Origin of the sequence: Thaumasiovibrio subtropicus, from assembly GCF_019703835.1 — a bacterium.
Lineage (GTDB): Bacteria > Pseudomonadota > Gammaproteobacteria > Enterobacterales > Vibrionaceae > Thaumasiovibrio > Thaumasiovibrio subtropicus.
The window spans coordinates 1,527,384-1,548,389 of sequence record NZ_AP023054.1; the positions used below are offsets into that span (position 1 = coordinate 1,527,384).

Sequence of the window (21,006 nt, forward strand, 5' to 3'; positions counted from 1 at the left end):
ATGCATCGGTTATTGAAGCGACAGCTAAAGCGCATTGGTCTTGCTAATGAGCCTGTTTCTAATGAGATGCAGCGCCTGATTGACTTAGTCGGTCAGGCCTACAGTGATTATGACGAAGCTCATACCATTTTAGAGCGCTCGCTTGATATTAGTCTGAAAGAGCTGAATGACCGAAATCACTATCTACAGATGGTGCTTCAGGCCATTCCTGATAGCTATTTACTGATCAGTGAGAGCCTTTACATCAATGATTTCCGTATCACATCCGAGCTGAAAAACGTATTTCGACAGGTTGAGGTTGATTCAGTCATGTCGAATAACATCTTGATTCAGCATAGTGAAAATCTCATCCTACTTGTTAAGCAAGTGGTGAGGACCGGGGATTCGCAAGATACGGTGATTCGTATCGTCAACGATGAGTTGTCGGTGTTTGTTGAAGTGCGTTGTCGGCGAATTGATAAACTGAGCTTGTTGTTGACATTCCGTGATGTGACTGATCATTTTGTCGCCGAGCAACTGCGGGCCCAGGCGTTGATTCAATCGCAACGCTCTCAACGGCAACTGCAAGACGTCATTGATGCGGCACCCGTTGGTATCGTCATTTTAGACATGAATTATCGTATTACGCTTGTGAATCAGTATGCGGCCAACCGATTGGGGCGATCCGAGCAGGAGTTAGTGGGCATACCGGCATTGCAGTTATTGATTTCTCAGCACCGAGCGAAGTATTTCGAACAGTTGCAAAATCTCTCTGACGGAAAATCCGCTTGTTCGTTAGATGTCTCGATGAGAGCCTTATCTGAAGTTGGCTTTATGGTCAGTCTGTCTTTAAGCAAAGTGATGTTCGATAACAAAGAGCAAATCATTCAGACCTTCACAGATATCACCGATCGAATAGCAATGGAAGGGCAGTTGCGCATTATGGCGACAACGGATCCCTTAACAGGCATTTATAATCGTCGATCTTTTGATGAGAAGATGAGCGTTTTTCTCGCTGATCAACACCATGCGTGTGCAATTATCATGATGGATTTAGATCACTTTAAGCAGGTGAATGATAATTATGGCCACTCGGTGGGTGACAATGTCATTGTGGCTGCCGTCAACGTGGTGCTTAAAGAGTTGCGCAGCCAAGATCTCTTCGGGCGCTATGGTGGCGAAGAGTTTATTGTTGGTTTGCCTGACACATCACATATTAGTGCAACACGGATAGCGGAAAGGTTGAGAGCCGCCATTGAAGGACATGCGATAGCCGTGGGCGAGAATCAATCAGTCAATATTACCGCAAGTTTTGGTGTCTCCTCTACTGAGCAAGGGGTGATGAGATTAGAGCCTTTAATTTTAGTTGCCGACAAGAATCTTTATCTTGCTAAGAACCAAGGTAGAAACCGTGTTGTGGCACTTCATTCCAATGAGGTGGTGAGAAAGCTAAATCCATGATGCCTCCGCAGGTGGCTTGGGTATATTAGTTATATACTGATATTAGTCGTATGCTGTCTTAAGGTGTAGCATGTCAGTCTTTCAGGTTGTACTCTCATTAGGAACACACAATAAGTCTTCTACCGTATTGCAAGGTATCAAAATGACCAATTTATATAGCTTGGTTATGATGTCTGCTTTTATGGTTAATGTTGTCCTGTTTTATTTTCATTATCATCTGCCTATGCCATTGACCGTGGTTGGACTATTTGCTTTGTTCTCTTTATTCGGATTGACGCTAGTGCTTAATGGTGTTGGCCTGAATTTTATTGCTCAATTATGGCTAATTAGTATTTATACATCGACGGTGTTTGCTTCGCATTTATTTATTTTCTCCAGTCATGGTAATTACATTTGGAATATTGTCGTCGTCTATCCGCTATTGTTTTTAATTTGGGGAAGAGAGCAACAAAGATTCAGAGTCATCGTTTTAACCGTTGTGCTTGTTTTGTTTATCGGTAGCTCCTTAGTCAGTTACTCTATTGAACCAGTGGTGAAGCAACCCGGTGAATTTGTGAATCTACTTGCCTTTATCAATGTTACACTCTTCTTATCATTGATGGCTTGGCAGTTTACTCAAGATATCGCGGTGTTTCGCGAGATGGTGGATGAGGAGGCTGATGCCGACCAATTGACAGGGGTATTAAGTAAAGTCCAGTTTGAATTTAAAATGAAAGAGGCCTTACGCTGGAAGGGAAGTGATGAGTGTCATAGCCTGATGGTCATCGATCTTGATCGTTTTAGGCAGATTAACGAACAGTTTGGCCATGAAGGTGGGGACAAGGCGTTAACATCTCTGGTTGATGGTATATTGGCGGTGAAACCTGAAGATGTATTGCTTGGCCGCTTGTATGCCGATCGATTTTGTCTCTTTTGGTTGAATGACACCGAAGAAGAGGCTGTGTTAACCGCGAGTCATATAGCAAGAAACATTAATCTCGCGTCGGTAGAGTTCAACAACCAGCTTTTTCCATTGCAAATCAGCGCCGGTTTGACGACCGAACGTCAAAGAAAAGACCTAGCGCGACTGTTCAATGCGAGTAATGATGCCTTGTACCGTGCCAAAAGAAGCGGCCGTGGTTGCTTAGCTGTTTCTGAGGGAAAAATAATCACCTTGGTCAACGTGAGTGATAATTACGAAGAATCAAATGTTTGACGCAATAGTGCTTCATTTTGTGTGAGTACTAATTGAGATTAGTCTCAGCAACTAAACACTTTCTAATGATGGAGTCTATACTTCCATATAGGCAGTAGAGCTGTACGTTGCGAGTGAGGCATTAATGGCCGTTATTTCGTCATTATTGATGATTGGAGCTGATAAATCGGCGGAAATTGAAGCGCAGTCTATTAAGGTGTGCAACATGCTCGCGCTTGTCGCCATTCCCGTTATTGCTGTGAACTTGCTTTTTCAATATTCAATTGTAGACATGAGCGCCCAACTTTCTTTCACGTTTTGGTTGATCGTGGCAAGCCTGTTTGGTGTGACCATAGGGTTTAATGCAATCTGTTTGCATGATCTTGCGAAGGTCTGGGTCATTTCTGTGTTCTCACTTTATGTGACGTTTACGTGCCTCTTTTTGTACGGTATAGAAACAGGGTTTTGTTGGCTATTGCTATTGGCCTATCCCATCGGGTTCTTGTTTTGGCCTGAAAAGAACTCCACGCTGAGGTTCAGCCTGTTCTGCATTACAACACTATTTTTCGCCTTAAATATGGTTGTTGAGGCCAAACCTTTATTCACTCTTGATCAGTCGCAGCAGTATTTGATGAACATTAGTGTGTTTTTCACCAGCATTGTCATTCAAATATTGGCTTCAAAGCAGTTTATTGATGGAATGATGCGTTATAAATCGCGACTTGAAGTCCAAGCAAACATGGACTCATTAACTGGTATCTATAATCGCAACTTCTTTGAAGATGAACTTCAAACGAAACTGCGTGAAAAGGGCACTGACCAATACCATTCGCTGTTAATTCTCGACATAGACTATTTTAAAGAGATAAATGACAACTATGGTCACGCTGCCGGGGACGATGCGCTAAGAGAAATTGTCAGACGTGTGAACTCCGCCATGCCCACGGAAGGGTTATTCGGGCGATTTGGTGGCGACGAGTTTTGTTTGTTCTGGCTATCGTCATCCTCTACGCAAGCTATGCGCGTGGCACAGCATGTGATTTCCGCCGTTAACTTACCCAAAGAAACGCAGGTGCGTGATTTTCATGTGAGGGTGAGCGCTGGTATGACGACAGACTCAAAGCGACGGAATTTAGTGCGGCTTTTTAATGCGGCAGACAACGCCTTGTATTTTGCGAAACGAAATGGCCGAGGCCAACTGGCGATTGAGCAAGATGGTCATTTGGACCTCGTGAAAACACGGCTTGAGGTGGTCGATACGCCGTTTGTGTCAGTTCAGTAAGCATGCTAATGCTTTTCAATTACTTCTCCTAACGTGAAGTCCGCCGAAATTAAAATAATCTCTTCGTTTAGTACGTTAATCTAAGTTGCATTTCCTCCACTGATTGTTTATCCAAGTAATTTCAAGGTGCCAATTCATTCAGCGAAAATATTAAGGCTTGGCAGTAAGCCTAGAAAACTCGCCCTTCGGGAAGCGACTAGCGCCCCGATTTCTGCGTTAAAGGCGCTCGAAAGGGGAAAGCCATTCCTTCACACCTTTGCCTTGAACTCAATGCGCTAGTCTGCTTCTGAAGCCTGCATCTTGAGGTGGCTTGAGTATACATGAATCATCAATACCAATGAGGAGATCAGCATGACGAGAAAGTACCGTATTTTGGGCGCACCTTTTAATCGTACGTCGCATCGGCCCACAGCAAATAATACGGTAGAGCCTCTTCGACGCTGTGATGGCGATGATTGGTATTGTTTGGAGGAGTGGATTGCCGTGAGAACGCGGAACTGGCAATCGGATATTGAAGATATCGGGGATCTGCATATTGACGATAATGTGGCGTCGCTGCTTGTTGCTGGCGAGGTTGATAAGGGAGCCAACCACTATATGCAGCAGTTGCGAGATGCGGCGTATCAATGCTATGCAAATGGGCAGTTTCCGATCATCATCGGTGGCGATCACAGTATTGCATTAGGCTCTGTACAGGCTGCACTGGATTACTACCAGTCCGATAACAACGAGAGGGTTGCCGTCATTTGGTTTGATGCCCATGGCGACTTGAACCGCCAAGCGCGTGGCAACTTACACGGTAAGCCTTTAGCTATCATGACCAATTTGAACGAAAAATCGTCAGACTGGCTGCCAAGTAGTCGCGCAATATTGAAGATGGAAGACCTTTTTCATATCGGTCTTCGAGACTTGATGCTGAGCGAGCGAGAGGTTGTTGAACGCTACGAGACGAATTTCTACGATATGGAAACGTTAGATGCGCGTGGGATCAATGCAGTGATTGATGAGTTATTGTTAAAGCTGCAAGAGTATGATCGCTTCTATATCAGTTTTGATTACGATGTACTTGATGGTATTGAGCATCGCGCTTGTGCGACACCGAATGTCGGTGGAATGACGCTCCGTGAAGCATTAACGGCGGTACATAGGCTAGCATCAGATGAGAAATGCGTTGGCTTTGATATTGTCGAATACCTTCCAGAGCTAGATGATAATGGCGTGGGTAAACATAGCGTTATTAAACTAATCGATGCTGTATGGGGGTTTCGACGTTAAAGGTGCTTGAAAGGGAAAGTCAATCCTTCACATCTTTACCTTGGTGTCTTTACCTTGACTTCGACATGCTAGGCCACTTTGAAGTCCCTCACGTTGAAGTGGCTTGAGTATAAGCATTAACGCTTGAACATCGCTTCTGGGTGGACAGTTACCTAATCTGTAATGTATTCACACTCGGTTATATTTCTTTGTGAACAATTCACAGGGTTATTAGTTATAGTTATAGAAGTTGTTAAGTTTGAACTGAGTACCATTTCATTCTTAATACTGATGGTGAATCTTACATTGTTCGCGTACTATACTTGTTAAGTTTCTTGTGTTGTCGACATAAAGGTTTTAACGAGTGTGGCTGCTTGTGTAAAAACAATGAGTATTTAATAGATGCGTTCAAAGTTAGTCAATTTTACACTTATTATTTTTTATACATTGCTGCTCGGTGCTTTATATCAGGTTCTTCTTAGTTGGCGAGATATAGATGCGCAAGGTGAAGTTGCGGTCTTGGAAATTGATAAACGTCTAGATGCGATGTTTGCTGAACTTGAAGGTTTTCGTGACGTGCCAGATGTATGTAGTAGCGAGTTTCGTTTGAGGGCGCAACGTCAGGTATATACCAGTCTAGATTTACGCTCAATAGTGGTAGGATATCCAGAAGGTGAGTTTCCAAACTTTTGTGGGGGGTTGGGGAGTTACAGTCAGCGGTTGGACTCAAACTTCTGGCATTTTGCGGTAAAAGACGATTATGTTATGGGGCTCTTGAAAGTGACCGCTTATCGAGATGATCCTTCTGTTGCTATAGGGCAATACCACGGCGAGGCCGTAACCTTAGGTATAGTGAACCCACGGATCATGCTAGGTCGTTGGTTAGAACCTTTTCAAAAAACCGTGTCTATCCGGCTCTATTTAGATGATCGTTCTCACCCAATTTTATCAAGAGCGGCGCAAGCACAGCCAAGCCGCAGGCATGGGTTCAGTCACAGAGAAATTACCAATGACTTTTCTTCCGAAAAGTATCCATACAGTGTCAGCGTTTCTATGTCTTACGGTATAATAGCCGAACATATCATAGAGTTTGCTCAGCGATTGGTTAAGGTGATTGCAGTGCTTATTCTAGTGGCATTGATTGCAGTGATTGGTTTAATTCAGTTTGGTTCTGCTAAAAGGGAAATTTACAGCAAGTAACCCAGAGAATAGATTCGTGGGATGAATCATTTCTAACAGCATGCGGAGATAAATGACAATTAGTCATATCCTAACCAGATGGATTTAATATATAAAAGAGAAATTAGTTATCGCGGCGTATTTGCCTTATCAATCTTTCTTTTTTTTACTGGCCTGTATTACTCCGTCAGTGAAATGAGAGCGGAAATGGAGCATCACTTAAAAAAAGCGAGCAATAGTATTGATTCGCATATAGAAAAGGTGATCAATGAACTGAGCCAAGTCTCGATGTCGGCGCAGTGTAATCAAGAGTTGATCTCTTACTATGAAAATGTGGTTTACCGACACGACCACTTGAGGGCGTTGGGCTTTGCGTATATCGCTCGTGACAGCCTTCAAGTGTGCAGTATCTTTGGAGATGTTAAAACGAGTAGCGTAGAGCGAAACTGGCACTATAAAAAGGTGAATAACTACTATATCGGCACGAGTTTGAGCCTAGCGTATTTTCCGGAGACTTCGTTCTTTATCGGCAAGCGGACAGGTCCTTTGATGGAATTTGGCTACGTCAATCCCAGGCATGTTTTAGGTGGGTGGATTGAGCCAGTATTATCAGCAGCAGACTACGACTTCTTTCTGTTAGGTGAAGATGATGCACTCTATTCGCGAACTCAGGAGGCCACAAACTCTTCTATCGATTGGCTGAATCAGCGTTTAACGGTTACCGCCGCATCTAAACGGTTCCCTTACACTTTGTCGGTGAGTTATAGCTACTTGCATGTATTAAAAGCTGTTTTGAGAAGTGTTGGTCAGTATATGGTTGTACTCGTTGTCGGCTTTGTGACTTTCTTATTACTGCTTTCCGGCTTAAAAGGCTTTTATCCTCAACGCAGCTCAGGCCATTCCAATTAGAGCAGACTCCGGTCAGAGTCCGCTTACGTATGTTGCTAGTGACGCACGATGCTGAAGCGTTAAGCAATTTTAAACTTAGCGACCATCTTATCGAGGTCTTGATTGGCTTGAGCGAGTGACTGGGTCACCGAGACCGTCTGTTGGCCACTGGCCACGAGACTAGCGACAATGTCGCGAATGGCGAGCATGTTTTGCGAAACTTCCGTGGTCACTGATGTTTGTTCATCGGTTGCCGTCGCGATATGACTGGTCAGCATGTCGATGTCAGCAACCGCGCCGCGCATGGCTGAGAGGCTTACTGACACTTCAGATGTTTTCTCGGCAGTCGTTTTGCACTGCTGTTTGGTGAGTTCCATGGCGTTGACAACGCTTTCTGTTCCATCGAGAAGTTTCGCCAACATGGCTGAAATATCGGTGGTGCTTTGTTGTGTGCGGGCGGCGAGAGCACGGACTTCATCGGCAACAACAGCGAACCCTCTCCCTTGTTCACCAGCTCGCGCAGCCTCAATCGCTGCATTGAGCGCTAATAGATTCGTTTGCTCGGAAATCTCTTCGATGACATTCAGTACATCGCTGATTTGGTTGGCATCGGTGTTCATGACTTGGATACGATCCGACATCATTTCGACATCAGCGACCAGTGACGAGACGGTTGAAACAGCATTACTGACAATCTCTTCGGAGGTTTGTGCTTCGCTATTGGCTGATTCTGTATGCTGATTAGAAGTCGCGACATTTTCTGAAACAGATTTTGCTGATTCCGCCATTTCTGTTATCGCGGTAACGACCTGTTCAGTTTCCCCTTGATGGGATTTAAGCATTTTTTCGTTATCAACTGCAGTATCGGAGAGTTGATCAACGTCGGTGTGGATATGGCGGCTAGCCTCCGCGACATGCTGCATCATCTCTTGCAAGTCGGCGATGAATCGATTGAACCCTTGACTGATTTGTGCCAAATCATCATGACCATTGGCATCGAGCCGACGGGTGAGATCACCTTTACCTGAGGAGAGGTCAATCACCGCTTCTTTCAAGCGAATTAGGGGGCGATAAGCGTTGTGGATAACACTGTAAACGGCTGCCAGACTAACACAAAGTAACCCTAGCCCAACCCCGGCGCTGTACTTGATCGCTGACCAGACGGGTGTCATGGCCGTCTCTTTATCAATGAAGACCATCAGGGTCCAAAACATGTCGGCACTCAATTGGATACGTTTGTGGTAGCCATCAAAGTCGATACCCAAATACGGGAATGAAATCAAACCTGATTCGTTTTGTTTAAACGACGCTTCAATGGGTGCAAAGACCGGACTGATTTGCGCAGGGGTGCGACCTATATCGGAAGGGTCATCGCTGGCAAAAAGAACATGATTGTGGTCAGCGAGTACAGCGGCACCACCAGCAAAACGCATGTTATTAACTTGCTCAATCACATCTGTCAACAACACATCACCGACCAAAACACCAGTAAACTGGCCATTTTCAATCAGAGGCGCAGCAATACTGATCACCTGAGAGCCAGATACAATATCATTATATATTTCACTGATTTGGGTGCGATTATCAACTTTTACTGCGCGGTACCACGGCCTGGTACGCAGATTGGTTGTGAGGGTTGTTTGACCACTTGCGAGTGAAACGTATTGCTCACCGTTTTCATAGACAACAGCCACATTCGATAACTGTGTGGTGGTTTGGAGTAGATCAATACGTAGTTGATTTTCAGCGCTAGATAATGTCTGCGAAAACTGCTTGCTGGCAGCATCAACGGCGAAGTAGTTGCTCTGCATCCAAGCTTGGATTTCATTGACATGATACTCGAGTTTATTCGCAGTCGACTGGGTTAGTCCTTGTACCATTTTTTCACGCATGATGGAGGCATTGACGATCATGAGGGTGATCAACGCGAGCGATATCAATAAACCCACGCACAGATAAATTCTAGCTTTAAAACCCAGATTCATAGTGACCTCTTCCTACTTGTTCTACCCAGCCAACAGTACCTAGCGATGTCTCGGTTTGAATTGTGGATTTTTCTAGTCAAACCGCTATTTAAAAGTGGTCAAGGTATTCCTATTTATCAAGACCAAGCTGGTGAGGTATACAGGCAGTTTTGTGCTGGCGGGGAAATGATAAGTTTTGTTAAAACAGCTGGTTGTTTCGTGATATGGCTCTTTTTTAAAATGTGCTACTTGTTCAAAGAATTAATATTTATGTGACCTGAATCACCCTGGGTGTCTTTCGCTGGCAAGGATTGGCTGCAGTTGTATACAGATTCTAACAATTAATTACTCAGTCTGAACGGTTTTAACTCAACGATTGCGTTAATCTATTTCCAATACATACCGACGGTCGGTTTGAAATGGGTAGTCATGACAGAAAGTAAACGTGTTAAAAAAAGCGCCGAGGAAAGAAAGCAAGAACTCGTTCAAGCAGCAATGGGGCTGTTTTTTAGTCGAGGTTATGCAGAGACATCAGTGAATGACATCATTCAGAGCGTTGGTGTCTCAAAAGGGGCCTTCTATCATCACTTTGAGAGCAAGCAAGCTGTCCTTGAAGCCTTAGTGGATGGAATGATTGCGCAGTATCATGCGCTATTGGTCCCGGTCATGGCGGATAAAAGTTTAGGGACCTTTGGATTGTGGAAAGCGTTGCTAGAGACAACACACCGGATGGATTTGAAGCAAAAAGAGAGCATCAAGCTATTTGCACAAGTCATGCATAAAGAGGAAAACGTACTCCTTGCCAAAAAGATTGTTGCTAAGAGTGCCGCAGCGTTTAACCCATACCTCACAGAGTTTATTCAACGAGGGATTGATGAAGGGCATTTTGATGTTGAGTTTCTGCAAGAGAGCGCTGCGATTGTTATCGCGATACTCAATGCTTTCAATGAAGACTTTCTTTTTTACCTTTGCCAAGAAGGGAACAACACGCTCGTTATTGAAAACATAAAAAGGAAAGTGGATGCAAGCCAGAAGGCGATTGAGCGTGTCCTCGACGCGCCGAAGGGCAGTTTGCCTCTCGTTGATCTAAATCTACTTGATGTTTGGTTTGAGTAATGGATATCCATCAGTTTGGAGAGAGAGATGTTTAGAGTTAGATACCGTGTTAAGCGAGTTCTCGTATCGATGTTTGTATTGACTTGCCTTACTGCAAACGCCCATGCCAATGAAGCATTAACGGCCTTTGAGGTTGTTGAACGTTCTGACCAGCAGATGCGTGGTGAGTCCAGCTATACCGAGTCGACGATGAAGATTGTTCGCCCAACTTGGACACGTTCGATGAGCATGAAGAGTTGGACCAAAGGGCAAGATCTCTCTTTGGTGTTAATTACCGCGCCAGCTAAAGACAAAGGCAGTGCGTCGCTCAAGCGATACCGTGAAATGTGGAACTGGTTACCGAGTATTGAGCGTGTCGTGAAAATTGCCCCGTCTATGCTTGGGCAGTCTTGGATGGGTTCGGATTTTACCAATGACGACTTAATCAATCAGTCATCCATCGTCGTGGACTATCACCATCAGATAGTGGAGAAAGAAGCGTTTGATGGGGAAGTAATGTATGTGATTGATGCATTTGCAAAAGAGGACGCGCCTGTGGTTTGGTCGCGCGTCAGGTTATGGATTTCAGAGAGCTCTTATTTGCAGCGTAAAGTTGCCTTTTATGATGAGTTTGATGAGCTGGTGAATACCATGAGCACCTATGACGTTCAGGAGATGGGCGGGCGATTGATTGCGACACGTATGGAGATGGTGCCAGCAGACAAGCCCGATCAAAAGACAGAGATGATCACCCATGCCGCGCAGTTTGATTTTGATATTAGCGATGATTTTTTCTCACAGCAACAGATGAAAGCACTGCGCGATTAACTGTTTAGGGAAGGAGAGCGAGCATGTTATGCAAACTTGCTTGGCGAAATATATGGCGTCAAAAGCGTCGGACACTTTTGACGGCGGGTTCCATCGCGACAACACTTCTGCTTGTCCTGCTGATGCGTGGTCTGCAGGAAGGATCTTATAGCGCCAATATTGATAACTCGGCACGATTTCACACGGGATTGATTCAATTGCAGCATCCAGATTTTGCTGACAGTAATAGTATCGATGACCTTGTCAGTATGGATGACGCTTTCATCGCGCCGACGCTGCAAGAGGCGGCGGTGACACATCGGTTACCCCGTATTGAATCATTTGCCTTGGCGGCTGCGGGAGAACGTTCAAAAGGTGCGATGATTTTTGGGATGACGCCGTCTTTAGAAATCGCCTACTCCGGTATTGACTCCCGTTTGATAGCGGGAACATTCATGCAAGATGATGATACAACCAGTGCGGTGGTAGGCGAAGGGCTTGCGCGGAGCTTTGGTCTTGAGGTTGGTGATGAGCTGGTGTTATACGGGCAAGGTTATCGCGGCCAAACGGCAGCGGGTCTTTACTCCATTGCTGGTATTGTTCGCTTCCCGATGCCGGAGATGGATAAACAGTTAGTCTACCTATCTTTACCCGCGGCACAGCAGCTTTTTAGTACAGAAGATCAGATCACTGCCTGGGTGCTGCATGTTGACACTGTGGCACAGGTTGCGGCGATAACTCAACGGCTGCAAACCGTCTTTGGTGAACGTGTTAACGTGCGGGATTGGCAGTCTTTATCACCGCAGTTGGCGCAGCAAATGACGTTGGATAGGGTCGGGAATACGTTCGTCATGTCCTTGCTTTACGGCATTGTCGGATTTGGACTATTCGCGACGCTGATAATGATGACCCTTGAACGACAACGTGAGTTTGCAGTTATGCTCGCAACCGGTATGGTTCGTTGCACGTTGTTGAGATTGTTAGTGCTTGAGTCGAGCCTGATCGCCGCAATTGGCATGGGTGCTGGCGCCTTGCTTGCTCTCCCAATCTTAACTTGGCTCTATTTCAATCCTATCGAGTTTACAGGAGATAATGCCCAGATGATGCTCGAGATGGGTTGGGAGCCCATTGTCCCTGTGCATCTATCGTTTGGTTTGTTTGCGGAACAGATTTTCACCGTGAGTGTGCTTGTGGTTGTGTGTCTTCTCTATCCACTCTGGCGTGCCTACCGATTAGATGTGGTGAGTAGTTTGAAAGGAGGCGCGCATGCTCATTAAATTGGCGTGGCGTAATTTATGGCGTAATCGACTTCGCACTAGCATTATGCTTGGCGCGATGATCTTTGGCCTCGTGGGTGTGATGCTGATGGTGGGCTTTATGCAAGGCATGATTCACAGCATGGTGAACAATGCAATTGCCTTTCAAACGAGCCATGTTCAACTGCATCACAAAGCGTATGTTGCCGACCCGACAATGTCAGACGTGCTGCCTGACTATCAAGAAGTCGAAGCGTGGTTAGAGAGTGACCCTCGGGTACTGGCATGGACACCAAGATTGCTGGCAAATGGCATGATCGCCTCAGCTCGCAGTGCTCGCGGAGTGAGAATTAATGGTGTCGACGCGCATCGAGAGGCCGAAGTGACCCCAGTGCATGGCCGCTTTGTAGAGGGGACATGGCTACCGGAAACGGGGCGTAACCCGATATTGATTTCTCAACTGTTGGCAAGTCGCTTGAAGCTTCGACTTGGTTCGAAAGTGGTGCTCACCTTTAGTGATGTGAGTGGAGAAGTCTCAGGGGCGGCGTTCCGTGTTGCGGGTTTGTTCACGACGCCCTCGAGTGGTTTCGATGAGTCGCAAGTGTTTGTGCGTCGTAGCGACTTGTTTGCCCTAACCGGATTGGCTGGTGAAGAGGGGCAAGTGGCTCATGAGATTGCGATTTTGCTCAATGACAGCGAGGAGAGCCGTACATTTGCTATCGAGCACCGCGAGAGGCAAGAGGGTACATCATTGCTTATTCGCGATTGGCAAACGATTCAGCCATTGTTGGCCTCGCTACTGTCGCAAACAGGCGTCAGCATGCTAGTGATGGTCGGTATTTTCATTGTGGCAATGATGTTTGGCATCATCAATATCATGTTGATGTCGGTGTTCGAACGCACGCGTGAGTTTGGTGTGTTGATGGCCGTCGGCATGCAAAAACATCGCATCTTCAGCTTGATTGTACTTGAGACGACATTTTTGGGGGGCTTGGGGGTGGGTTTAGGGTTGTCTGTCAGTGCGTTAGTCAGCGCTTATCTCGCCAATCATGGCTTACCGCTTGGCGCGTTAGCGGAGGGGCTGGGTGCCTTTGGTGCCGATACGACCATCTACCCGCATGTGACCTTAGCTGATTATCGCCTAGTGACCTTCAGTGTGATCACTGCTGCAGCAATCGCTGCGATTTATCCCGCAAGGCTAGTCTTGAAACAGCGTCCCGTAGACGCGATGGCGGAGAAACATTAATGACGATTCAAATTTCTCAGTTAAGAAAAGTGTATAACCAAGAGACTGACTTTCCGGTACACGCGGTGCAGTCCTTAGATCTCTCAATTGAAAAAGGCGAGTTTGTTGCCATTATGGGCCCTTCTGGTTCCGGCAAAACGACCCTATTGAATATGCTTGGTGGGATTGATGTGCCCACAAGTGGTTCTGTCACCATTGATGATGTTGTACTGACTGAACTTGATGATAGGGCATTGATTGCTTACCGCCGCGATAACATTGGCTTTATTTTCCAAGACTATAGTTTGCTACCTGTGCTTACTGCGAGAGAAAACGTTGAGTTTGTGATGCAGTTGCAAGGTCGACATGCTGCCGAGTGCCAAGAGCGCGCCAACACCTTGTTAGACCAAGTTGGATTGGCTGCTCAGAAAGATAAGCGGCCATCGAAGTTATCTGGGGGGCAGCAGCAACGAGTGGCGGTCGCACGCGCATTGGCATCCAGACCGCGATTTGTCATGGCGGATGAACCGACTGCAAACCTTGATGCGCAAAGTACTTCTGAGTTACTCGATATAATGCAGCAGCTTAATGAGAAGGAGCAAACCACATTTATCTTCTCTACTCATGATCCGCGTGTCATTAAGCGTGCGAAGCGTGTCATTGTGTTTGAACATGGATGCTTAAAAGAGGATAGAAGGCAGTGACATCGGCTCGACACGGTTACAGCTTCCTCCTCGTGTTGCTGTGTGGACTAAGTAGTACAAATATCGCAGCCGCTATCCCCGGTCTGGAACCAGAAAAAGCGTGGGATTTCGACGGCTATGTGACGGCGATGCACACCTTGTCAGAGCAGAAACAGCGTCAACGTCAGCAGGATAATATGATTCACCATCGTTTGAACGTTGAGTATCGGTCAGAGGTGAACTGGCGATTTAACCTCGGCATGCGGAATCGACTACTCTGGGGAGATAGCTTTGATACCCCTGACTTTGCGAAACAGTTCAATGTTGATGGTGGTTACTTTGACCTGACAACAAATTGGATCGAGGACGATAATCGAGTACTAAATAGCCAACTCGATCGTTTGAATATCACCTGGCATCAAGAAGATTGGCAAGCACGGGCAGGGCGGTTTCGTATTAACTGGGCCATGGCGACATTATGGAATCCTAACGACTGGTTCAATGCTTATTCGATTTATGATTTTGACTATCAAGAGCGTGCCGGTAGTGACGCGGTGATGCTATCAAAGAAACTGGGTTTTGCCAGCGGTGTTGAAGGGGTATTCAGCCCTGCGAAGAAGAGTGAGCTAGATCGCTATGCCGTAAGGTATTTGGGCAACAATCGGGGCTGGGATTGGCAGGTTCTGATAGGTAAAACGGGCTTAGATCATGCTTTAGGCGCTGGGTTTGCGGGGGATGTAAAAGGCGCGGGATTTCGAGGTGAAATAAGCCATTTTTCGCCGACCCGTGATGAATGGCAGGGGGTGTCAATGACGGAAAGTACCGTTGCAACATTGGAAGTTGATTACAGTTTAGGTGGGCGTCGAAACTGGGTGACGCGAACAGCCCTGCTGTATATTTCCCACCCGATGGCGGTACAAACCCAGCAGACAACGCTGCCATTGACCGCGAGAACACTGAGCTTTACCCGTTGGACTGCTTATGCGGATCTGGGATTTGACCTGAACCCGTTGAGTCGCGTTACCACGTCAGTAACATATTATGATGATGGGTCTTATTATGTCGGTTTAAATGGTCACTATTCGCTCTCAGAAAACTGGACCTCCAGCGTGGTGTTACAGCACTTTGATGGTGACGATGATTCAGCATTTGGGCAAACAGCGAACACGTCAGTGCATTTTCAAATTAAGTGGAGCTATTAAGCGTAAAACCATGGCGTTTGAGTATAATCAGGCCTTCACAGTTGGCTTGAATATCGTAGAAAAAGAGATGGCTCATGAGTGGTGAAATGTATAGTCGCTATGCAGGCGAGTATGATCAAGCAATACAAGACAATATTTATAACGCGCTATTAGAGCGCCCTTCGCTGCAAGCGCTGTTAGGTTGTGTAAAGGATAAAAAGGTACTGGATCTCGGGTGTGGTTCTGGGATTTATATACAGTATTTGTTAGACAGCGGTGCGAAGCACGTGACAGGGATAGATTTATCTGAGTCTATGTTAGCTGTGGCGCGGACACGATTACCGGAATCGGTGCTGCTATATGCTCAAGATCTTTCCGTTGGTTTACCTCAGGAAGCGGATAGCCAGTACGATTGTGTAATTTGTCCGCTCGCGGTGCATTATCTGGAAGATTTGTCGCCAATAATGGTATCGATTGAAAGAGTGCTCAAACCGGGAGGGATCTTCGTTTTCTCTACCCATCACCCCTTGGTTGATTTTGAAGTTTCGCCTTCGGGGAACTACTTTTCTGTTGAGCGTATTGTCGAAGAGTGGGATACGATTGGCAAGCCCGTCGAGGTGCAGTTCTATCGTCGTTCACTGACAAGTCTTTTGCAATCTGTGTTTGAAGCAGGCATGTTGGTTTCAGGCCTCACTGAAGGTAAGCCAGCAGAGGCGATGAAAGAAGTAGACGAAGCACGTTATCGACATCTATCAACAAATCCAAACTTTATCTTTGTACGCTGTCTTAAACCGTTGGCTTAATTATAAAAACGGCGCCTTTTGAGCGCCGTTTGTCCATGGAAAGTAGGCGAAAGCCTGCAACAACGTAGACCCGTTATCGCGTAACACCCGTTGGAGCGCACAAACGGAAACCACTGTCGTCTTCAAGCGTTAAGGGTACATACCCTGCCCAAAGCGGTTGAAGACTCGCGCTAAACCTTGAGTGAAGATCATTGGATCTGTCATCACGATGAGACACAAGCAATCCTCAGTGGTTGTTTCTGGTGTATGTTTCACCTCACCATCGGTAACAAGGTAATCACCTGCTTGGTATTCACCGTCCTCGTCTTTAAAGCTGCCGTGCAAGATAAGCGTTGTTTCAAGCCCTTTATGGGTGTGTTGAGGTACTTTCACACCGGCTTTTATGTAAAGTAAGCTCATTTTATCGCTTTCATCAGTATCAAACGATGCGCTATAAACTCGTCCACCGTAATTCTTCCATGCTTGCAGCTTCGGCATGACATTGTGCAATGATTTCGGCACCGCAAACGATTTACCGTTAACTTCAATAGTGACTGGCTCCTCCGCGACAGCTTCTTGCGGCTTAGCAATTTGCTCTTGTGGCAAGGCAAGGATGGCGGCCAGCATATCGTCGTCACTGCTCGCTAACACCTCATCTGGCGCTGAAAACGCCTCTTCAGCTGCTGCTATTTCTAGCTCGGAGACGATATCTTTACAATACTGGCTCGATTCAATATGGGTTGTGATTGAGAGCGCTTGAGGGCCGCTCAACTCGCCTTTGACGTATGCGTTCAATAAGGCGAGACTAGGATGACGCTTCATAATGATTTCACCTTCATAGTTACGCGTAATTTTTCAACGGCGAGTCGCAATCGGCTCTTCACCGTACCTAACGGTAGATCAAACATTTCAGCGACTTGCTGTTGAGGAATATCCTCTAGATAAACCGCTTTCACCACATCTTTTTGGTTGTCCGGCAGCACCTCTAACCATTGTCGGAGTTTCGCTTGCATCAACGCCTGCTCGGGTGCGTAAGGGTCAGAAAGTTCCTCCTTGTAGTGCTCCTCGAGCGGGTAGATGTCGTCCGTTGATATGGTCTTACCTTGACTCTGTTGTTTGCGAAGTAGGTCATAGCTTAAATTACGAGCAATCGTATATATCCAAGTCGAAGGACTACTTTTGTCAGGGTCAAACTGATTCGCTTTCTGCCATACTTTGGACATCGTCTCTTGAACCACTTCAGCAGCGACTTCTTCGTCCTTGATGTGTTTAAACACATAGTGCTTCAAGCGTGGCGCGTAATAGCTAAATAGCTGGCTAAATGCTTGTCTATCGCCTTGTTGGATGCGCAACATGACGGCTTTCCACCCATGTGCAGGGGTTTCTGTATCACTTTCCATAACAGCGTCGCTCGCCTTTAAAGTTATTGTTTAGTCTACTCTCTTGATACGCGCGTCGCCCAGAAAAAGATCAGATAAAAAGGTCTGAAGGCTGCGTTATAGTCTAATGCAGGGTGATGGGTTGACGGTACTTGGGGATGTACTGAAAGAGAAAGCTCATCGCTGGTAATAGGTTGTCTTGCTCAATAAGGCTTGGCAAGGTATCAGCTTCAATAGGTAACAGCTCCAACCAACGTTGGCAAACCCAACTGAGATCATCGAATTGGTGCTCGTCGTAGAGGCTCAACAGTTGAGGATAGGCGCTGGCAACTTGCTGCAGTTTTGCAGGTAGATAGCGATAGTGATGGTCGTTAACCATGATGGGCTCCCAGTTAGGTTGTAGCGATGTTTCTGCCCAGAAGAGGTGATCTGTGTCCTGCCAGTGCGTGTCTAAACTCACCCGCTGTTGTCCTTCAACAATGATGGCGAGAGCCCCATTCTCATCAACTGAAAAATCAATTACTTTTGCCAACGTTGCATGATTAGCCAATTTTCGCGGTGTTCTGTTGTTGCCCCTCAGTATTAACCCAATGACCAAAGGCTGCCCTGACGCCATCATCGTTGTGATATGGTGACGCAACGCTTCAGACGGCAAGCGCAACTTTAGTCGCCCTTTGGGCAAAACCAAGGTCTTTAATGGGATCATGAGCAGGGGGTTATACGACGTCACTTAGTGCTTCCTCAGTCTTGTTGTTTACGGGGTTTTACGACTGAGGAAGAAAAGGCGATCAAATTAGGTTGGCAAGTTAGTATTGATAAAAGTGGCGGGATAGTCAGTAAAGATAGCGTCGACCTCTTTGAGAAGTGGAAAATCATCGGCGTTGTTGACCGTGTAACACCAGACTTCATAACCGTGATCTTGGAGTTGTTTGAGTGCGACGTTATCGAGATGGCTGTAATTTAAGTGGCAACTAAACGCGCCCACTTGTTCAAGTCTATTGAGTAAGGTTTCGTTGAAATGGTCGCTGATCAAACCGCGTCTAAATTGTGGACAACGCTGTCCGATGGCTTCGATCAGGTCGTGGTCAAAGCTAGAAAGCAAGATTTGAGCAGGGTCCATTGTCGACTGAGCAAGCTGCTGGCTGACGAGATCGATGAAGATTTGATTGTCCGTTTGGTCGGTTTTCAGTTCGAGATTTAAACGCAAGCGATGTCGTTTACCCAGGCTCAACAACATCTCTAAGGTAAGAAGCGGCTCATTTTTAAAGTCTTGATGAAACCAGCGTCCGAAATCTAAACGTCTCAGCGCTTCAAGTGTCAAGCTATCGACTCGCCCTTGACCGTTACTACAACGATCAACGGTGAAGTCATGACACACGATGAGTACCTTGTCGGCGGTCATCTGAATGTCAACTTCTACCCAATGCAAGCCTAGCCGAATGGCTTCATTTATCGCAGAGAGCGTGTTTTCTGGATGTGTGCCTGCTGCGCCTCTATGACCAATAATTCTTGGCTTCATGCTTTTCCACTCCTTTCCGAGCATCGTTTTTCGAGCATAGTTTTAAGAGCATTGCTGGATTCACTGTACAAATAATGCCATTGTTTTTTCAAGACAGCCCCGATGAAACAGCTTTTCCATCATTTGAAGCCACCTGAGTATAGCGCTTCTCTGTCTAAGTTAGCTTGAGTATAAGCCTTATCAGCGGATTAGTTTTCTGATACGCATATTCTGTCTATGCTATTAAGGAATATATTTGTTCATGTTGGGGATAGGGCCTCTTATGCGGCAGAGCGTTTGTGTCGGGTTAATGCTGTCATGGTTTCTTTTTTCCGTAGAGGCGTTTGAGCAAAAGGGTGACGAGGTGCAGAAATGGGCACAAGCCTTTGAGCCATCGGTCCTCTCATTATCGCAGCGCAAAGAAGAGTTTACATGGTTTCATGATGTCTCGGCTGAGTTGTCCAATCAGCGTCTGTATGTGGTCGGTGAAGCGAACGAAGCTACGTATTATGAAAGCCAGTTTCTGTCGCGCGTCTTTGAAGAAATCACTGGTATTTCTGTCACTTATGATGTGGTTGATCGCGAAGAGTTGATTGCCCGACTCTACACGCAGTTAGAGCGAGGGGTCGAGGAGTATGACGCCTTTCTTATTGATGGCAACTTACTGAGCACTTTTGTCCCACAAGGTAAGTTTGTCTCGTTAACGCAGTATATGAAGAACGAAGGTAAATCGAGCTTATCACCTTACCTTGACTTGGATGATTTTGATTTCCTCTCTGCCTCCCAATTGCCAAAAGGTGAGCTTTGGCAACTTCCCGGTTTTTCTTATCCGGTCGTTTATTGGTTCCGATACGACTGGTTCAGTAACCCTGAACTTCAGGCATCTTTTGAGGCGCAATATGATTACCCACTGGGTGTGCCAGTCAATTGGGCTGCTTACGCTGACATTGCCGAGTTTTTTCATGGCAGAGCGTTAAGGAATCCAAATGATACGGAAGTCGACGCAGAGGGGCATGCAGACTTTACGTTAATAACACAAACCCATTTACCGAGACTTGCTGGCGGGTTATTGGCTATCGCTGGACTAGTGAAGAGTGACTCAACTCAGTTGTCGGGCTCGTCAGGTATAGATAGCTGGGGACTTGCACTATCTGAGGGCGTGGGACGTACAGAAGATCATCACATTGTTTACCATGCTTTGGCTTTTTGGCAATCACTGTTTGAGCACTACTTGGCGGAAAAGTATACGCAACAGTCGTGGCTAGAACATGGTCGACATTTGGCCGCGGGTAAGGTGGCGCAAAGTTGGTATTGGACGCCAGCATATTACCCCAAAGTGAAGGCCTATCGACTTCTCAGTAGCCCTGTAACCTCGCGAGATGGCGACCCAGTTTGGCGCACGGCCCCGTTGCCCAAAGGGCCCGCTTGGAAAAATGGCAGTGCGAAAGGGTACCGGCTAAGCGGGAACTGGACCATGCCTTCATCTTTAACACCAGACAAGAAGCGAGCGGTCTGGTTGTGGATGCAGTTCGTCACGTCTAAGTCGGTTGCGTTAAAAAAGTTTCAAGTGTCCCAATCCTATGTCCGAGAGAGTACGCTGCATTCGGATTTAGCGACCTCTCTGGATACGGCGCTAGGCGGATTAGTTAAGTTGCTGCGTACTTTTGATGAAGACGCAATGTTAACTGAGAGCCTTGAAATTCATGACTACCAGACCACCGTTGACCAGTGGTGGCAAATTGAAAACACCTTGATTACCCAACTGACGCCACCTAGGGACGTTGTCAGTAAGTTGATTGAAACGTTAAATGAGTCGCGATTGAATGCCAGCGAACTATCCGCACCCCCTTTATTTAAAGAGGAGAGAGGCAAAACCATTGATTATCGGCAACTCGAGCAAGCCTTGGAGCATCAATAAG

At 46.3% G+C, this 21,006-nt stretch carries 19 protein-coding genes; 14 read left to right on the forward strand and 5 right to left on the reverse strand.

Annotation, left to right across the window (positions count from 1 at the left end; all coding sequences use genetic code 11):
• From TSUB_RS07055 to TSUB_RS07080, 6 genes are all read left to right on the forward strand, one after another.
• Complete coding sequence (locus tag TSUB_RS07055; RefSeq protein ID WP_087025619.1) at positions 1 to 1,440, forward strand: sensor domain-containing diguanylate cyclase; 1,440 nt, start codon at positions 1 to 3, stop codon at positions 1,438 to 1,440.
• A 70-nt stretch (positions 1,441 to 1,510) separates the two neighbouring features.
• The gene (locus TSUB_RS07060) at positions 1,511 to 2,635 is read left to right on the forward strand and encodes a GGDEF domain-containing protein (RefSeq protein ID WP_087025615.1); all 1,125 of its coding nucleotides are present in this window, start codon (positions 1,511 to 1,513) and stop codon (positions 2,633 to 2,635) included.
• Between the two features lie 124 nt (positions 2,636 to 2,759).
• Positions 2,760 to 3,896 carry a GGDEF domain-containing protein gene (locus TSUB_RS07065; RefSeq protein WP_087025612.1) on the forward strand — a complete coding sequence of 379 codons (1,137 nt, stop codon included), beginning with the start codon at positions 2,760 to 2,762 and terminating at the stop codon, positions 3,894 to 3,896.
• Between the two features lie 351 nt (positions 3,897 to 4,247).
• Positions 4,248 to 5,171 carry an arginase family protein gene (locus TSUB_RS07070; RefSeq protein ID WP_087025609.1) on the forward strand — a complete coding sequence of 308 codons (924 nt, stop codon included), beginning with the start codon at positions 4,248 to 4,250 and terminating at the stop codon, positions 5,169 to 5,171.
• A 381-nt stretch (positions 5,172 to 5,552) separates the two neighbouring features.
• Positions 5,553 to 6,350, forward strand: a complete 798-nt coding sequence (locus TSUB_RS07075; protein ID WP_087025606.1) for a hypothetical protein — start codon at positions 5,553 to 5,555, stop codon at positions 6,348 to 6,350.
• A gap of 186 nt (positions 6,351 to 6,536) precedes the next feature.
• Positions 6,537 to 7,238, forward strand: a complete 702-nt coding sequence (locus TSUB_RS07080; protein ID WP_087025603.1) for a hypothetical protein — start codon at positions 6,537 to 6,539, stop codon at positions 7,236 to 7,238.
• 59 nt (positions 7,239 to 7,297) lie between these two features.
• Here TSUB_RS07080 and TSUB_RS07085 read toward each other — a convergent pair whose 3' ends face one another.
• Positions 7,298 to 9,202, reverse strand: a complete 1,905-nt coding sequence (locus tag TSUB_RS07085) for a methyl-accepting chemotaxis protein (protein ID WP_087025600.1) — start codon at positions 9,200 to 9,202, stop codon at positions 7,298 to 7,300.
• 408 nt (positions 9,203 to 9,610) lie between these two features.
• Between TSUB_RS07085 and TSUB_RS07090 the strand changes: the two genes are divergently transcribed.
• The 7 genes from TSUB_RS07090 (at position 9,611) to TSUB_RS07120 (ending at position 16,231) form a co-directional block, all read left to right on the forward strand.
• A complete protein-coding gene (locus tag TSUB_RS07090) occupies positions 9,611 to 10,297 on the forward strand; it encodes a TetR/AcrR family transcriptional regulator (RefSeq protein WP_087025594.1) in 687 nt (228 codons plus the stop codon).
• Positions 10,298 to 10,366: 69 nt separating this feature from the next.
• Positions 10,367 to 11,104, forward strand: coding sequence for an outer membrane lipoprotein-sorting protein (locus TSUB_RS07095; RefSeq protein ID WP_087025591.1), 738 nt, complete (start codon positions 10,367 to 10,369; stop codon positions 11,102 to 11,104).
• A gap of 23 nt (positions 11,105 to 11,127) precedes the next feature.
• Entirely contained in the window at positions 11,128 to 12,360 is a 1,233-nt protein-coding gene (locus TSUB_RS07100) for an ABC transporter permease (protein WP_087025588.1), read from the forward strand.
• Positions 12,350 to 13,585 (forward strand): ABC transporter permease, encoded by a 1,236-nt coding sequence (locus TSUB_RS07105; RefSeq protein ID WP_221274570.1) that lies wholly within the window; start codon positions 12,350 to 12,352, stop codon positions 13,583 to 13,585. The genes TSUB_RS07100 and TSUB_RS07105 overlap by 11 nt, the downstream gene beginning before the upstream one ends.
• Positions 13,585 to 14,268 (forward strand): ABC transporter ATP-binding protein, encoded by a 684-nt coding sequence (locus TSUB_RS07110; protein ID WP_087025582.1) that lies wholly within the window; start codon positions 13,585 to 13,587, stop codon positions 14,266 to 14,268. Before TSUB_RS07105 ends, TSUB_RS07110 begins: the two co-directional genes overlap by 1 nt.
• Entirely contained in the window at positions 14,265 to 15,449 is a 1,185-nt protein-coding gene (locus tag TSUB_RS07115) for a hypothetical protein (protein ID WP_246616415.1), read from the forward strand. Before TSUB_RS07110 ends, TSUB_RS07115 begins: the two co-directional genes overlap by 4 nt.
• A gap of 74 nt (positions 15,450 to 15,523) precedes the next feature.
• The gene (locus TSUB_RS07120; RefSeq protein WP_087025580.1) at positions 15,524 to 16,231 is read left to right on the forward strand and encodes a class I SAM-dependent methyltransferase; all 708 of its coding nucleotides are present in this window, start codon (positions 15,524 to 15,526) and stop codon (positions 16,229 to 16,231) included.
• Between the two features lie 129 nt (positions 16,232 to 16,360).
• On the opposite strand, the gene TSUB_RS07125 is transcribed toward TSUB_RS07120, so the two are convergent.
• From TSUB_RS07125 to TSUB_RS07140, 4 genes are all read right to left on the reverse strand, one after another.
• On the reverse strand, positions 16,361 to 17,032 hold the full coding sequence (locus tag TSUB_RS07125) for a ChrR family anti-sigma-E factor (protein ID WP_087025559.1): 672 nt from the start codon (positions 17,030 to 17,032) through the stop codon (positions 16,361 to 16,363).
• Positions 17,029 to 17,610 (reverse strand): sigma-70 family RNA polymerase sigma factor, encoded by a 582-nt coding sequence (locus tag TSUB_RS07130; RefSeq protein ID WP_246616416.1) that lies wholly within the window; start codon positions 17,608 to 17,610, stop codon positions 17,029 to 17,031. The genes TSUB_RS07125 and TSUB_RS07130 overlap by 4 nt, the downstream gene beginning before the upstream one ends.
• A 103-nt stretch (positions 17,611 to 17,713) precedes the next feature.
• Positions 17,714 to 18,319 carry an LON peptidase substrate-binding domain-containing protein gene (locus TSUB_RS07135; protein ID WP_159065029.1) on the reverse strand — a complete coding sequence of 202 codons (606 nt, stop codon included), beginning with the start codon at positions 18,317 to 18,319 and terminating at the stop codon, positions 17,714 to 17,716.
• Positions 18,320 to 18,382: 63 nt separating this feature from the next.
• Positions 18,383 to 19,108 carry a glycerophosphodiester phosphodiesterase family protein gene (locus TSUB_RS07140; RefSeq protein WP_087025553.1) on the reverse strand — a complete coding sequence of 242 codons (726 nt, stop codon included), beginning with the start codon at positions 19,106 to 19,108 and terminating at the stop codon, positions 18,383 to 18,385.
• Between the two features lie 262 nt (positions 19,109 to 19,370).
• Here TSUB_RS07140 and TSUB_RS07145 point away from each other — a divergent pair, with 262 nt between their 5' ends.
• Entirely contained in the window at positions 19,371 to 21,005 is a 1,635-nt protein-coding gene (locus TSUB_RS07145) for an ABC transporter substrate-binding protein (RefSeq protein ID WP_159065028.1), read from the forward strand.
• Position 21,006: the final 1 nt, after the last annotated feature.

Coding starts and splice junctions, on each gene's coding strand:
- TSUB_RS07055 (WP_087025619.1), top strand. CDS start 1: ATGCATCGGTTATTGAAGCGACAGCTAAAGCGCATTGGTCTTGCTAAT.
- TSUB_RS07140 (WP_087025553.1), bottom strand. CDS start 19,108: ATGAAGCCAAGAATTATTGGTCATAGAGGCGCAGCAGGCACACATCCA.
- TSUB_RS07085 (WP_087025600.1), bottom strand. CDS start 9,202: ATGAATCTGGGTTTTAAAGCTAGAATTTATCTGTGCGTGGGTTTATTG.
- TSUB_RS07110 (WP_087025582.1), top strand. CDS start 13,585: ATGACGATTCAAATTTCTCAGTTAAGAAAAGTGTATAACCAAGAGACT.
- TSUB_RS07090 (WP_087025594.1), top strand. CDS start 9,611: ATGACAGAAAGTAAACGTGTTAAAAAAAGCGCCGAGGAAAGAAAGCAA.
- TSUB_RS07065 (WP_087025612.1), top strand. CDS start 2,760: ATGGCCGTTATTTCGTCATTATTGATGATTGGAGCTGATAAATCGGCG.
- TSUB_RS07105 (WP_221274570.1), top strand. CDS start 12,350: ATGCTCATTAAATTGGCGTGGCGTAATTTATGGCGTAATCGACTTCGC.
- TSUB_RS07080 (WP_087025603.1), top strand. CDS start 6,537: ATGGAGCATCACTTAAAAAAAGCGAGCAATAGTATTGATTCGCATATA.
- TSUB_RS07075 (WP_087025606.1), top strand. CDS start 5,553: ATGCGTTCAAAGTTAGTCAATTTTACACTTATTATTTTTTATACATTG.
- TSUB_RS07070 (WP_087025609.1), top strand. CDS start 4,248: ATGACGAGAAAGTACCGTATTTTGGGCGCACCTTTTAATCGTACGTCG.
- TSUB_RS07060 (WP_087025615.1), top strand. CDS start 1,511: ATGTCAGTCTTTCAGGTTGTACTCTCATTAGGAACACACAATAAGTCT.
- TSUB_RS07095 (WP_087025591.1), top strand. CDS start 10,367: ATGTTTGTATTGACTTGCCTTACTGCAAACGCCCATGCCAATGAAGCA.
- TSUB_RS07130 (WP_246616416.1), bottom strand. CDS start 17,610: ATGGAAAGTGATACAGAAACCCCTGCACATGGGTGGAAAGCCGTCATG.
- TSUB_RS07125 (WP_087025559.1), bottom strand. CDS start 17,032: ATGAAGCGTCATCCTAGTCTCGCCTTATTGAACGCATACGTCAAAGGC.
- TSUB_RS07120 (WP_087025580.1), top strand. CDS start 15,524: ATGAGTGGTGAAATGTATAGTCGCTATGCAGGCGAGTATGATCAAGCA.
- TSUB_RS07100 (WP_087025588.1), top strand. CDS start 11,128: ATGTTATGCAAACTTGCTTGGCGAAATATATGGCGTCAAAAGCGTCGG.
- TSUB_RS07145 (WP_159065028.1), top strand. CDS start 19,371: ATGCGGCAGAGCGTTTGTGTCGGGTTAATGCTGTCATGGTTTCTTTTT.